Genomic DNA, 13,541 nt, shown 5'->3' on the forward strand with positions numbered 1-13,541 from the left:
TAGCCTAGTAAGCCATTTTAAATCATTTAAGTTAGCGATTTGCTTTTATCACGTCCAGTAACAGCTTGATATCGGCCATATTGTTATAGATATGCGGCGAAATACGGATCCCCATGCTGCGAGCATCGACGCTGATGTTCGCGTTCGCGAATGCCGTCATGATTTGATGTTGTTGCTCACCAAACTGCAAAATCAGCGTACCGCTGCGTTTTTCAACATCCCGTGGCGATACAAACTCATGTTCGAGCTCTTGCGCCACGGCATCGATTAACTGCTGATTGCATTTACGCAGCAAGGGGATGCCTAGACCAGCAAGGTAATGAATGCTGTGGGCGGCAATGGCATAGGGGGCGATTGAAGGCGTTCCACCCCAGAAGCGCATTGCGGAATGCTGGTAACGAAAATCATGGATATCGAACTCGAACGGATTCTCGTGGCTAAACCACCCCACATCCTTTGGCTGACAACTCTCCAATATAGCGGGATTAACCCAAAGATAGGCGGCACCAGGGCCGCCGCAGAGCCATTTAACACTCGACCCGATTAAAAAATCGGGTTGTAGGCGCGCGAGATCTAGCGGAATAATCCCTGCCGATTGTGCCACATCCACTAAGCTCAAACAGCCTCGCTCACGGGCTATGGTGAAAATATTGGCTAATGGCGCCTGCTGCCCCGTATTCGAGTAAGCATGGCTGACAAACACCAGATCCACATCGCGGCTGATATGCGCGTCCCACACATTAGGGTCAGTGACATCGAGTCCCTTAGGAATAAAACGCACTTCGCAGCTAGCTGGCAGCGCTTTTTTAAGGGCGAAACCCATGCTGGGGAAATCAATCTCACTCATTAACACAACGGCGTGTTCACGATTTAATCGGTCGAGTGACATAACGATTTTAGTCAGTGCACTGGAAAGATTTACCTGAGGGCAAAAGTCCTTTTGGTGGCCGTTAAACAGTTTGGATAAAGCAAAGGTAAAATCATCAATCACACTCAGCCACTGACCCCAAGGCTCACGCCCCGATTCCTGCCAAGGCGCAAAAAAGGCTTCTTTGAAGACCTGTTCGGTCGATTTTAACGGTCGACCGACGGAATGGTTCAATAGATATCCTGGACCCGCGAGGTAAAAGTCCTTTTTAAAGTCTTCAAACATAGTGTTATCTCAAACTCTCTTTTAATTTTTTAATCTCATAATAACGCGTCCGAATGTCGCTGCGCTGAGCGGCGGCGCGCCTATCTCTGAGTCGCTCCAATGAACCGAGTAGCACATGTAGTGGCGGACCACTGGCGGTAACCTTAGCTAAATGCTGCTGCTCCATACTTGTCGAAGGCTCGGCAATATATTTAGTCACTAACTCATTATGGTGCTGAATCGCAGTCTCGCCATGTAATTCGCAGACTTCGATAAAGAGTCGCAAATTTTCTTGATACCAAGTTTGGTTCGCACTGTCTTTTGCCTGCAGGAAATCATCCATCAAATTCGGTCGACGCATGCACTCACGCAATATTTGCTGATCCTCTGGCATCATGTATAAAAATTTGTCCACCAGCATTTGCGAATATGAAGCTTCATTGGCGAAACAAAGACCTAGCGTTAAATCGATTACATTAATCCCCGCAAAATCCCCAGCGTTAGCGCCGCGATAAATGACCGAGCCCACCCGATACGGTTTGTAGTAAGGGCGAACACAGTAAAAGAAACGATCCGTATCTAATCGATTGAATAATTGAGTATTCGACTCAATCACATCCTGCAGTGCCTGTTTAGCGACTCGCAGTAAATCGTGACTGATGGGATGAGAAATACCCAAAGGCTGGATCTTCAATAACGCATCGGCGGCGCGTTTATAGGCCAAAATGCCTTTAGTGTTGTAATCCACAAACAGCTTTTCAGCAGGAAGATCGGTAAAGCGCTTATAAATGCCATTGTGGGCACGATTGTGCGTAGTTAAATGTGCGGTAGCAAAGCGCGGCGTGACGCCTATTGAAGCGCCGATGTGCATGGCAAGCGCAGAGGCTTCGGCTAATGGCGATGTGGTTTCCCGCGAAGGCTCGGTAATCTCATGGCGTCGACAAGCCGCCATATACAGGCCCACGTTGCCGAGTAAATCAAAAGCACTGTCGAACCCTTCGTCGGTATTGCCCTCATCGAGCAAGGCCTTAATCAACTCTCGCCCTTCGCTCTCCAGCGCCAACTTAGCTTCTGCGCCGATATCAAGCACATTGGCCCGATCCGTTTGTTGGTAGTAAAGCTGTTCTAGCTCTGAGTTGAGTTCGACAAAGCGACTGCGGATCCAATCATCGAAGGCTTCGGTGTTAAAGGTGGCTGGTTTCACGGGCTTATCCTTGAGTATTGTTATCGTTCTTGTAAACGGAGCGAGCTCAAAGTCTTAGCTCAATCCATAAAACTCGTTAACCAGAATGCAACTTATCGCCACGTGTTTCTAGCGCTAGGTCAAATTTCCGAAAAATCTCATGCCATTTTTTATTTACACCATGCGCCAGCGCAATTTTTCAAACGCTTTTCCTCCGCAAAATGTCCCTGAAAACACTCATCACTCAACAAATCGCTAAGCGGTAGATTCCGCAGAGGTAAATCGGATGATTTTAATGGAATTTATAGTAGTGCTTAGTTGCCTACTACTCGGTACCCGCTACGGCGGTATGGGACTCGGCCTCATCAGCGGCATAGGTTTGTTTTTACTGATATTTGTCTTTGGTTTAGCGCCGGGACAACCGCCAGTACAAGTTATGCTAACGATTCTTGCGGTGATCGGCTGTGCGGCCGTATTACAAACCGCAGGCGGTTTGGATGTGATGATGCAGTTTGCCGAGCGCCTACTGCGCCGCCATCCACAATACATCACCATTCTGGCGCCGCTGACCACTTGGACGCTGACCTTTCTTTGCGGTACAGGCCATGTGGTTTACACCATGTTTCCGATTATTTCCGATATCGCGCTGAAGAAAAATATTCGCCCAGAACGCCCAATGGCGGTGGCATCCGTCGCCTCGCAAATGGCAATTTGTGCTTCGCCCGTGTCGGTAGCGGTTGTGTCTATGGTGTCGATTCTCGCATCGCAGCAAGGTGTGGGCCGCGCCTACAATCTGCTCGAAATTTTAATGGTATCAGTACCGGCATCGCTTTGCGGTGTGATGGCCGCCGCACTTTGGAGCCTACGTCGCGGTAAAGATTTAGATAAAGACGAAGAGTTCCAAGAACGGATTCAAGATCCTGTCCAAAGAGCTTTTATCTATGACAAGAGCGAAACCCTGCTAAATCAACGTTTTCCTAAGGAAGCTTACTGGGCAACGGGAATTTTCTTTGCGGCTATCGCAGCTGTGGTACTACTAGGTTCCTTTAGTGAACTGCGCCCTGCCTTTGAAGTTAAAGGGAAAACAACCTTATTATCGATGAACTTAGTCATCCAGATGATGATGTTAATTGCGGGGGCATTTATCCTAATGACCTGTAAAGTCAAACCGACAAACATCTCTAATGGCCCCGTCTTTAAAGCGGGCATGGTGGCGATTTTCTCAGTATTTGGTGTGGCGTGGATGAGTGATACTTTCTTCATCAGCCATATGGATGTGCTTAAAGAAAACCTGTCCCACGTGGTGCAAAGCCAGCCTTGGACCTATGCCTTAGTGCTGTTCCTCATCTCTAAGCTTGTTAATAGCCAAGCAGCGGCGCTGACTGCCATTGCGCCTATGGGTCTCGCATTAGGAGTCGATCCAAAACTCTTGATCGCTTTCCTCCCTGCAAGCTACGGGTATTTTGTACTACCTACCTATCCAAGCGATCTGGCCTGTATCGGCTTTGACCGTTCAGGTACAACTAAAATAGGTAAGTTCATTATTAACCACAGCTTTATTATTCCAGGTTTTATCGGCGTGGGTACCGCATCGACCGTCGGTTATCTACTGGCAACAGCCTTGCTCTAGTCTGTATTACATAAATAATAAAGGCCGCAGATGCGGCCTTTATGTTGAATAGCATGGAACGCTAAGTTTAAGCGCGATACATGGCCAAAAACATCTTGATATTGGCGTCGATAATCGCTTGCTGGTGCTCATCATTATTTTTCATATGGAACAGCTTAGGCCAGAATGCAAACGTGCCACATCGAGAAACTCAGGCTGCTGAGTCACTGCTCTTTTCCATTCGATTTATTCCCACTCGTCGGCGCTCAAAAGCTCACAACTTAAGTATTAAGCTTCTTCCTGCTAACGCTAAACCCTAGACGACAGCTTAGTTACAGGCATAAAATCGCTTGCTGTCATTTTTAATATCCAACTGAATTAACGGTATTAATGCTTCAGACTGGCCATATGCGGATGAATAAAATCGCGGGAACAAGAAGTAGATTGGTGATTTGAATCTTTAGAAACGCCATGATCAATTAACATTCACCTTATATGGTCGCATTCATGTTTGTGCTCACTTGGCTTAAGAAACACCTTCATCGCGCCTTTCATGGCAACAGCCCACTAGGGCGGCAAGCTGACTTAGCCGCCATTTTTCATCCAGCGCAAATGCCCGACATCGACTTGCCGACAAACCAAGCCTATCCGCAAGTAACATCAATAGTGCAGGCCGATATTTATGCCTATCAAGTTCACGGCTTACTGACCTTAGAAGGCAAGCAAACCTTAGATACCTTGATTGGCAATGCAGGTTTTGCAGTATTGCCCGAACATGCCGCCAGCTTTAATGGCCTGCTAACCCATCGGAGCCGAGCAACCAGCTTGCAGCTCAACCAATATGCCGATTTTGCAGGGATCTGCGTCAGCTTGATCAGTAACGACAAAGCGCTATTAGAGCAACTGATTGCGTTCAAATCGACTTTACCTCACCCTTGGGAAAGCTTTCCCGACGTCGATCCCGATACACTCGGCAGTCTTCAAGGGAATATCGATTTTTGGTGTAACTATTTTTGGCGCCCCTATTGGCTGTCACTTTCAGCAGCTGAGCGCTTGCAGTACCCCGTAAATTGGCAGGAATTCAGTGATTTTCATTAGAGCTTGAGAGAAACACTAAGGCTTAATGCAGGATAAAAAATGAAGTTAACATATGTTGGATTAGCACTATCGTTACTGCTACTTGGCGGCTATCTGATCCCTGAGTCACCGGTGATCCCAGTCAAAGGCGCCAGCAGTAAAGATTGGAACAGCCAAACCTTTTGGTATGAACCTTGGGGCCCATCGGGCGTACATAAGGGGATAGATATTTTCGCCGCCAAAAACACCGCCGTGATTGCGCCAACGCCTATGCTGATCTTCTATCGAGGCGACTTCTTTAAAGGAGGTAATGTGGTCGTTGGTCTAGGTCCTAAATGGCAAATTCATTATTTTGCCCACTTAGCACAAATTGAATCAGCCATGGGATTAATTGCCTACCAAGGTGAAACGCTGGGTACTGTCGGCGATACGGGTAATGCTCAAGGTAAACCGCCACATTTGCATTATTCCATTTTGAGCTTATTGCCTAAACCTTGGCTGATAGATACTTCAACCCAAGGATATAAAAAGGCCTTTTATCAAAATCCCATCAGCTACTTAGAAACACACTAAGACTTAGGTGATGAGTAACATAGCGGCTTCGCGACAATATCAACTACAAATGAGGGTTCAGCAACTCGCCATGTCGGCAGACTCAATGAATGCCAGCATGGCCGTCACATTATACGAAGAAATGAACGGAGACTTATGATTCTGCAGACTCGCGATCAAGAGTCACAGAATTAACTGCCGCAGTATCCACAGCATGCGACTCGCTATCGGCCTCTGCAGCTAATGATTCCCTATCCGCCTTCGCAATGTATTTAGGTTTATTGCTCGATTGCAGTTTGGCATTGGCCTTTTTCGCCTTGCTCTTCAAGGTTTGGTTTATCTTCTTTTTGCGGTTCATCAAGGCACCAACGCGGATACGGAATAAAGGTGCGCGATTATAGCCTTCCACCTGCACGCCAGACAATCGAAAGCACAAGTCAGATCGCCCAACCCGCGACTCATGTTAGCTCAGTTAGTAATCCCCAAGTCATCAAGCCAAGTCATCAAGCCTGCGACCAAACCATCAGATCGCGCAAGCCATGCCAAACGCTAAATAAGGCACTGCCTTACCGACATGAACTCGCACTAGGTAACCCTTGGGGTTTAATCTCGATACCGAGTGCTGTGTCGCAATTTATCAATACTGCCGCCAAATCGTGCAATTTCCTGTATGACACGACTAGACAAGCCGTTATTCCTCCCCTAAAATCGCGACAGAATAAAAATCGTTATCATTTGTAATGCCGTTTAATGGAATATGGACTTATGCCAAAGGAGCCGGTGTAGCAAACTCATTCGCCCTTAGCAGGAAGTTATATGACATTCAAAACCTCGTTTGTTGCTTTAGCCGTATTTGCAGCGCTAAGCCAATCCGCAGCGGCTCAAGATGCCCCCGACAGCAGTTCAAATAACAAAAATAAAGACATAGAAAAAATCACTGTCACCGCGAGTCGGATGGATAAATCCCCCAGCTCAATTCCCAATACCGTCACTATCATTGACCGCGCCCAGTTAGAAGAACAGTTCCGCACCACTAAAGATTTATCAACCATTATCGGTAACTTGGCTCCGAGCTTTTCGCCAAGCCGCCAGAAGATGAGTAACACAGGCGAAACCCTGCGTGGTCGCCCGCCGCTGATCATGATCGACGGCGTACCGCAATCAAACCCACTTCGCAGTGGGGGTCGCTCGGGTCAAACCATAGATCCAGCCATGATTGAGCGTATCGAAATCATTCACGGTGCCAATGCAATGCACGGTCTTGGTGCCCAAGGCGGCATCATCAATTACATCACTAAAAAACCGACGGGCGACAGCGAACAGGTTGCCAGTTTCGATGTGACAGTTCCTGATTCGATGAAATCTAACGGTTTAAGCTTTGGTGCCAGCTATGCGTTTTCTGGCGAGTCAGAATTTATCGACATGATAGGTTCGGTTAGCTACCGCAATAATGGCGTCTATTATGATGCCAACCATAACGTCGTAGGTGTGGATACGACTCAAGGCGAGTCGATGGACAGCCAAAGCACCGACTTCTTCATTAAGCTTGGCCATGACTTCGACGAGTCGCGCCTTGAGTTAATGGTTAACCATTACACCGCAGACAACAATGGCGATTGGATGCCAGTTGCAGGCGACAAGCCTAATGGCGTGCCCACGGGCGCAGTTAAAGAAACTCAGCCATGGGAAGCGGCTAACAATCAAGTGACCACCACCAGTTTGACTTACACCCACGCCAACATTGGTGGCCAACAACTTAACCTACAACTCTTTAATCAAGATTTTAAAGCGGTTTATGGTGGCGGCTGTTTCGACAGTTTCTACGATCCATCCTTCGAAGGTAGCGACCAAGTGATCCAGTGCGGTGTCGGCAGTAAAGGCGAAAGCTTATACTACGAGCAATCGCGTAATGCTTCAGTTAAATGGGGTTTAAAAAGCTCATTGATTGCTAAAGATATTGCGGGTTCAGGGATTGATGCGGCCTACGGTGTCGACCTTTTCCGCGATACCACAGAGCAAGATTTAGTGAAAACGGGTTTTTCGTGGGTACCGGAAAGCACCTATGACAACGTCGCGCCATACTTGCAGTTAGATTATGATTTAATTGAAAATCTAACTCTATCGACTGGTGTTCGTTACGAACATGCCGAGTTGAGTGTCGATGACTACAAAACCCTATGGGGTGCGGGCAACAAGCAAATTGCAGGCGGTTCGGCCACCTTCGATGAAACCTTATTCAACGTCGGTATCTCCTACAAAATCACCCCAGACATTCGCGTTTATACCAGCTATAACCAAGGTTTTGGTATGCCGGATATCGGCCGTATTCTGCGTGATGGTAAAAGCTTCCCAGGCGACAATCCCAGCATAGATGACTCATTGGCACTCACGCCGATCGTCACAGATAACGTCGAAGTTGGTGCCGATTATCAAGGTAAATACTTAAGCGCTAAGTTTGCATATTATCGTTCGGCCACTGATTTTGGCTCACGTTTAGCCTTAAATGGCGATGGTTTCTACGACGTGAAGCGGGAAAAAAGTGTCATCGAGGGTATCGAAGCCAATGTTACCGCCTACCTCACCAGCAATGATGATCTTGGCATGAACATCGCCATTCAACAGGGCGAATACGATTCAAATGGTGATAACAAAGTCGATACCGATCTCGATGGCGCAAATATTTCGCCCAACCGTATCAACCTGTTCTGGACCCATAACTTCGATAATGACATGTCGACCCGCGTTCAAGCCAACTACTACATGGACCGCGACTTTAAAAATGCCGCGGGCAACAAGTACGCTGAGTTTGATGGCTATACCACAGTCGATGCTTCCTTCTCTATGCCGCTTTACACTGGCACCCTGAGCTTAGGTCTGCAAAACCTGTTTAATAAGGATTATTTCAATTATTACTCACAAACTATGGGTACAAATGATCGTTATTTCAAAGGCATGGGACGTACTGCGACAATAGGCTACACCTTGCCTTTCTAAGTGAAAGGCTCATTTTGAAGCATAAAAAAGCGCAATTAAATTGCGCTTTTTTATTGTGTGGAAGAAAGCAATTTATGCCTTGGTCACGACCCAGAGTGCATGTAATAAACCAGGGAACCAGAACAGTAAACACAAGACTATGTTTATCAGCAGATCTTTACCCGCTCCTGCCTTCAAAAATACGGCAACAGGAGGCAACAGAATCGCAATAATGACTAAGAGTAATTTATTTGTATCCATAACAGGGCATCCTTAAAACGGAGATGGTAGGCAAATCAACAAGGTCTAACTTCGCAGGAAGACTCAGAATTTGCAAACTTTTTAGCTTACAAAATGATAAATACCCCAAGTGATTCTCTAAACCAAAGCACTTAATATCGCTATAAATTCAAAGGAAGATGTAGCCCGCCTCATGCCGCTAAATACAGGTTAAGATATCCTATAAACTTCAACCGAAAATGCCTAAAAGCATCTATAGTTAAAGAAAAATATGAACTAAAAGAATGATATTTGATCCCCAAGCCCTATTACTCATCAAATTTATTTGTCTACTGGCCAGCACCGCAGCCGTGGCATGGGGACTCATTGCCAAACCTTTAGCGATTGCGACTCAAGCCAGTATGCGTTTTTCTCTGGCGAACTTGTTCGTCCTCCTTGGTATCATACTCAACAGCCAACGCTCCGAAGCCTCTAGTTACCTTTTTTGGTTCTGCTCCGATATGGCGATTTTGTTTGGATTCATCCTATTACGCTGGGGCACTAAGGCACTCTTCAGACTGAGTCCCAGCGTTAAATCTGACCTTATTCTCTTAGCAATCACAGCCGGTGTGATGCTCTCGGTTCCCCCCAACTTCAGCTCCGAACGCACCTTAGCCGTTGCTTTCTCCGCCTGCGCCGCACTGATTTTTACCATGCTGACGCGGGATAACTATCAGGCCATCAAACGCGATACGGGGAATCGAGTCGCCATCGCTATGGTCATGCCTTTAGTCGCTATGGTGGGTATTTTTATCATTCGCATCTTTATCGCCCTGCTTTCCCCAGAAGAAAGTCCGATGTTTATCGCCATGCACACGCACGAAGCCATACCTGTGCTGTGGTTTTATGTATTTCTAACCCTATTGATCAATATTGTGATGATAGGTAATGCCATGACGCGACTCGTCAGCAAAATTCGTATGTTAGCGGAGCGGGATCAACTCACAGGCCTGTGGAATCGGCGGGCTATGCATAAGTTTCTCAACAATATCCATCAACGCTGGCTAAGGGATAGTGTGCCTTACAGTATGATTTTATTGGATCTTGACCATTTTAAAGAGATTAACGATCAATACGGTCACGATGCGGGTGATCTCGCCCTGCTGACGGCGGCGAGACTGTTTGGATCGGTATTACGAGAAAATGATGCCCTATGTCGTCACGGTGGTGAGGAGTTTCTGGTAATTTTGCCTGCGACCGATGCACCCGCCGCCAGAGCCGTTGCCGAGAAATTGCATCAAGTACTTAAGGACAATTCATTTGTCTGGCAAGGTGTTACGATAAAAATCCATGCCAGTTTAGGTTACGCCACTATCTATCAAGGATGCCAGCCCGACAAGCTACTCATTCAAGCAGACCAAGCCATGTACCGCGCCAAATCTGAAGGCCGAGATCGTATTTGCCAAGCTTGCTAGGCTTACGCAAAAATAACGCGACTAGTATTAATCCCCTTTCGCTGGCCAAGCCAAAGTATCGGGTTCACGCCATGAAACTAGCGCCTCAATCACACCTGCAGCGGCAAAATGTTCACCCTGAGTCGGCACATCCCTATACGCGTAATCACGCCAGCCAGTCGCTTCATCGCCATAGCGAAAATGCAGACAGTAGGCATGCAGATAGCAACGATCCGCAGCCATGCCACCGTATAAATCATCGCCTAAAATCGGCACACCTAAGCTTGCCAAGGCGACTCTTAATTGATGGGTTTTACCCGAATGGGGTTTCAGTAAATATAAACGCAATCCCTCACTGACACTTAATGAAAAAAACTGCGTAATCGCCGGATTCTCTTTAGTGCGCAGCAGTTTAAACATGCTACGACGCGACTTTGCCATATCACCAATCACCCAGCCTTGCTTCTTCTTCGGCTTACCTTTCGCGAGGGCGAGGTAATATTTCTGCACTTTATGGGCGGTAAATAGCTCAGTAAATTGCTTAGCGGCGACGGCGCTTTTGGCCAAAATCAACAGACCAGACGTGGGTGTGTCTAATCTATGCACGGCAAAAAGCTTAATCCCTAAATCTTGCTCAGCCTGAGCCACCACGCCCGCTGTTCCGTCCTGACTGTGGAAATGCACTTTGGCTGATTTGGAGATAACAAGGAAGTCAGCCTCATCGGCTATGATTCGATACATGGAGTTCTCGACGCTGTAATGCGGATCATCGACTTAAAACTTAATAGTGACCACTAAGCCGGGATGATTATCCGTGAGATTAATTTTGGCATTGTGCCGTGAGAGAATCGCTTTGACCATAGATAATCCTAAACCTGTACCCTGTAAATGCCGGCTGGGGTCGAGGCGCACTAAGCGTTCGAACACTCTTTCTTTACTGTCGTCGGGAATACCGGGGCCATTATCGCGGATCTGAATTTGCGGGCCTGATTGGATAATTTCAATCCGCGCACCTTGGCCAGAATACTTCATCGCGTTATCGACGAGATTATATAAAGCTTGGAATAATAAGTATTTATCACCAAATACCTTATGGTCAGCCAACAGCGACAAACTCAAGGTTTGCTCATTGGATTCTGCCACGGCATCGGCCATGTCCAACAAATCGGTACACAGTTGCGCTAGGCTTAACTCCTGCAAATCGAGCGTCTGCTGACCTTCTTCGATACGCGTGAGTGACAACATGGCATCAAATGTCGCTAAACAATGGTCGAGCTCCTCGGTCAAAATGGCGCAACCCTCGCTAATCTCATCGCTGGGTTTACTCGCCAACTCTTCGAGACCGATGCGGATATGCGACAGTGGAGTACGTAAATCATGGGCGATATTATCGGTCGCGCCGCGCACTGCCATCAGGTTATTTTCGAGGATATCCAGCACATTATTAAACTGTAGCGCCAACATATCGAACTCATCCTGACGCCAACTCAAGGGCAAGCGGGTGTCATAGTGGCCGCGTTCAATCTGTTCACTCAAGCGGTTGTATTGCACTAATCGACGTAAAATCGCCTTAGAAAACAGATAGCCGAGCGCTAAGGTCAACACTATGGTGAGCATCACGGCTGTCGCCGCAGCGCTGATAAACTTATCGATTAACGTCGCTAAGTTATCGGTACGGGTCGCAATCAACACTGGGCCGTAGCGGGTCATCACTAGCCCGCCGGTAAGAATATGCAGCTTATCTGGGCCACCGGTTAAGATGGGGAAATCTCGCGTTTGCGGCAGCATGGGCATGCCTTCGGGCATAAAGCTCAAGGCACCGACCATATCGTAGCTATTACGCCAAGCGATCAGAGCGGTCTGTGGATCGGCGGCGCGGATTTGAGCGGCAAAACTACGGCGGTCAACTGTTAGGGCAAGTTGCTGATAACGTTGGGTCTCTGACTCTAAATATTGAGTCACTTGATACTGTTGCTCGATGATCAACTGTCGATAGAGGGCAAATAGCAGCGCCCCAATGATCACCGTCACTAAGGTCGAAAAGACGATTGTGATGCGCCAGGCGCTGCTTTGGTAAGGCTTAATGCCTTTGTCGTAAGCGATAACCCGCTCCCCTCACGGTTTCGATAAGCTCGCCATGGCCTAACTCTTCAAATTTACGGCGTAATTTTGCGATATGCACATCGATAACGTTCGTGCGCGGGTCGAAGTGATAATCCCACACTGCTTCGAACAATAAGGTGCGGCTAATCACTTGATTCGCATGTTCCATCAGATACTTAAGTAACTGGAACTCTTTCGGCTGCAGCATCAACTCTTGCCCGTCTAAGGTCACATTACGGGTCAGTAACTCCATCTTCAAGCCACCGACAACGAGATCTGTGGTGACCGGCACAGATTGACCACGGTGCATAAGTTTTTCGGCGCGCACTAATAACTCAGAGAAGGCAAACGGCTTAGTCATATAGTCGTCGCCGCCCGCGCGAAGGCCTTTCACTCGCTCATCAACGTGCGCTAAGGCAGATAAAATCAGCACTGGGGTTTGATTGCCCGTTGCCCTTAAGGCGGCCAATAATTTTAAGCCATCGAGCTGGGGTAACATGCGGTCGAGGATCACGAGATCGTACTGACTACTTGTGGCGAGTGACAGTCCTTGGTGGCCATCGCTCGCCGTTTCGATATTGTGGCCCTGCTCAAGAAATCCTTTGACGATGTAATCAATCGTCGTCGCATCATCTTCAACTAAAAGTATTTTCATCTGTATGTTGCGCTCCTCAATCCTAAATACTCGTTTGAGCACTCGATTGACTTAGATGTTTCAATCCCACTTGAGTAAAGGTAACGGGCGTAAATTTTCGACATCAAAAGCCAATTTAAACTTACCCGTATCGTCTAGCAGCTTAAGCTCTAAATAACTGATACCTAAGTCGTGATCTAACTTTGCCTCGGTTAAGAAGGCTTTATGATCTTTAGTGGCCTTAGCGATTAAGCCTGAAAAGGTTTGATCTTTTGCCGCGATCAAACGTGTCGCCTCAACCTCACCGAGATCATCCGCGCTCACTTTACTCGCCTTTTGTTTCAGCAACTTACCATCGCGGGCACGATATTCAAACCGCGTTATGGAATTGGCCAAGGGATTAATCAACTCAAATTGGTAGACTAATTCACCCTCTTGCTCTTCCATATTAAATTCGGCAATCACGCCGGAGAACCCTTTTTCGATCTGCTGCATAACGCTCAGCGGCGGTACATAGTCTCCGCCCGCAAACATCGAATACATGCTCTGAGCCGCAGTTGCGACGCCAGATACCAACATGAATCCTAGCAACCATAGTCTCATGG

Annotated in this window: 13 protein-coding genes and 1 pseudogene; 5 read left to right on the forward strand and 9 right to left on the reverse strand. The window is 47.4% G+C overall.

The genetic code is table 11. The features are described 5' to 3' along the window. Positions 1-31: 31 nt before the first annotated feature. Positions 32-1,153 carry an aminotransferase class V-fold PLP-dependent enzyme gene (locus FW758_RS06245; protein WP_011845550.1) on the reverse strand — a complete coding sequence of 374 codons (1,122 nt, stop codon included), beginning with the start codon at positions 1,151-1,153 and terminating at the stop codon, positions 32-34. Positions 1,154-1,157: 4 nt separating this feature from the next. After that, a complete protein-coding gene (locus FW758_RS06250; RefSeq protein WP_259544427.1) occupies positions 1,158-2,336 on the reverse strand; it encodes a PrnB family protein in 1,179 nt (392 codons plus the stop codon). Positions 2,337-2,601: 265 nt separating this feature from the next. Between FW758_RS06250 and FW758_RS06255 the strand changes: the two genes are divergently transcribed. Further along, entirely contained in the window at positions 2,602-3,945 is a 1,344-nt protein-coding gene (locus FW758_RS06255; RefSeq protein ID WP_006086569.1) for an anaerobic C4-dicarboxylate transporter, read from the forward strand. A 67-nt stretch (positions 3,946-4,012) separates the two neighbouring features. On the opposite strand, the pseudogene FW758_RS06260 reads toward FW758_RS06255, so the two are convergent. Then, positions 4,013-4,114: pseudogene (locus FW758_RS06260) on the reverse strand (TetR/AcrR family transcriptional regulator); the annotation flags it as partial. A 305-nt stretch (positions 4,115-4,419) separates the two neighbouring features. On the opposite strand from FW758_RS06260, the gene FW758_RS06265 reads away from it, so the two are divergent. Together FW758_RS06265 and FW758_RS06270 are read left to right on the forward strand one after the other, a co-directional pair. After that, positions 4,420-5,022, forward strand: coding sequence for a hypothetical protein (locus FW758_RS06265; RefSeq protein ID WP_432330682.1), 603 nt, complete (start codon positions 4,420-4,422; stop codon positions 5,020-5,022). Positions 5,023-5,061: 39 nt separating this feature from the next. Beyond that, entirely contained in the window at positions 5,062-5,574 is a 513-nt protein-coding gene (locus FW758_RS06270; RefSeq protein ID WP_432330683.1) for a M23 family metallopeptidase, read from the forward strand. Positions 5,575-5,707: 133 nt separating this feature from the next. Here the strand turns inward: FW758_RS06270 and FW758_RS06275 are convergent, their stop codons facing one another. Then, positions 5,708-5,977, reverse strand: coding sequence for a DUF2986 domain-containing protein (locus FW758_RS06275; RefSeq protein ID WP_446444964.1), 270 nt, complete (start codon positions 5,975-5,977; stop codon positions 5,708-5,710). Between the two features lie 392 nt (positions 5,978-6,369). On the opposite strand from FW758_RS06275, the gene FW758_RS06280 reads away from it, so the two are divergent. Then, positions 6,370-8,547, forward strand: a complete 2,178-nt coding sequence (locus FW758_RS06280) for a TonB-dependent receptor (RefSeq protein ID WP_446444934.1) — start codon at positions 6,370-6,372, stop codon at positions 8,545-8,547. A gap of 72 nt (positions 8,548-8,619) precedes the next feature. Here FW758_RS06280 and FW758_RS06285 read toward each other — a convergent pair whose 3' ends face one another. Beyond that, on the reverse strand, positions 8,620-8,787 hold the full coding sequence (locus FW758_RS06285) for a YqaE/Pmp3 family membrane protein (RefSeq protein WP_006079767.1): 168 nt from the start codon (positions 8,785-8,787) through the stop codon (positions 8,620-8,622). A gap of 263 nt (positions 8,788-9,050) precedes the next feature. Here FW758_RS06285 and FW758_RS06290 point away from each other — a divergent pair, with 263 nt between their 5' ends. Further along, positions 9,051-10,220 (forward strand): GGDEF domain-containing protein, encoded by a 1,170-nt coding sequence (locus FW758_RS06290; protein WP_446444935.1) that lies wholly within the window; start codon positions 9,051-9,053, stop codon positions 10,218-10,220. A 27-nt stretch (positions 10,221-10,247) separates the two neighbouring features. Here FW758_RS06290 and FW758_RS06295 read toward each other — a convergent pair whose 3' ends face one another. Genes FW758_RS06295 through FW758_RS06310 form a run of 4 tightly spaced genes read right to left on the reverse strand, consistent with a single transcriptional unit; the run spans position 10,248 to position 13,539 of the window. Beyond that, a complete protein-coding gene (locus FW758_RS06295; RefSeq protein WP_446444936.1) occupies positions 10,248-10,940 on the reverse strand; it encodes a TIGR01621 family pseudouridine synthase in 693 nt (230 codons plus the stop codon). 33 nt (positions 10,941-10,973) lie between these two features. Beyond that, a complete protein-coding gene (locus FW758_RS06300) occupies positions 10,974-12,230 on the reverse strand; it encodes a sensor histidine kinase (protein WP_006079764.1) in 1,257 nt (418 codons plus the stop codon). A gap of 49 nt (positions 12,231-12,279) precedes the next feature. Beyond that, positions 12,280-12,957, reverse strand: coding sequence for a response regulator transcription factor (locus FW758_RS06305; protein WP_006079763.1), 678 nt, complete (start codon positions 12,955-12,957; stop codon positions 12,280-12,282). Positions 12,958-13,017: 60 nt separating this feature from the next. Continuing rightward, positions 13,018-13,539, reverse strand: coding sequence for a hypothetical protein (locus FW758_RS06310; protein ID WP_006079762.1), 522 nt, complete (start codon positions 13,537-13,539; stop codon positions 13,018-13,020). Positions 13,540-13,541: the final 2 nt, after the last annotated feature.

The sequence above is a fragment of the Shewanella sp. 1180_01 genome (assembly GCF_052850535.1).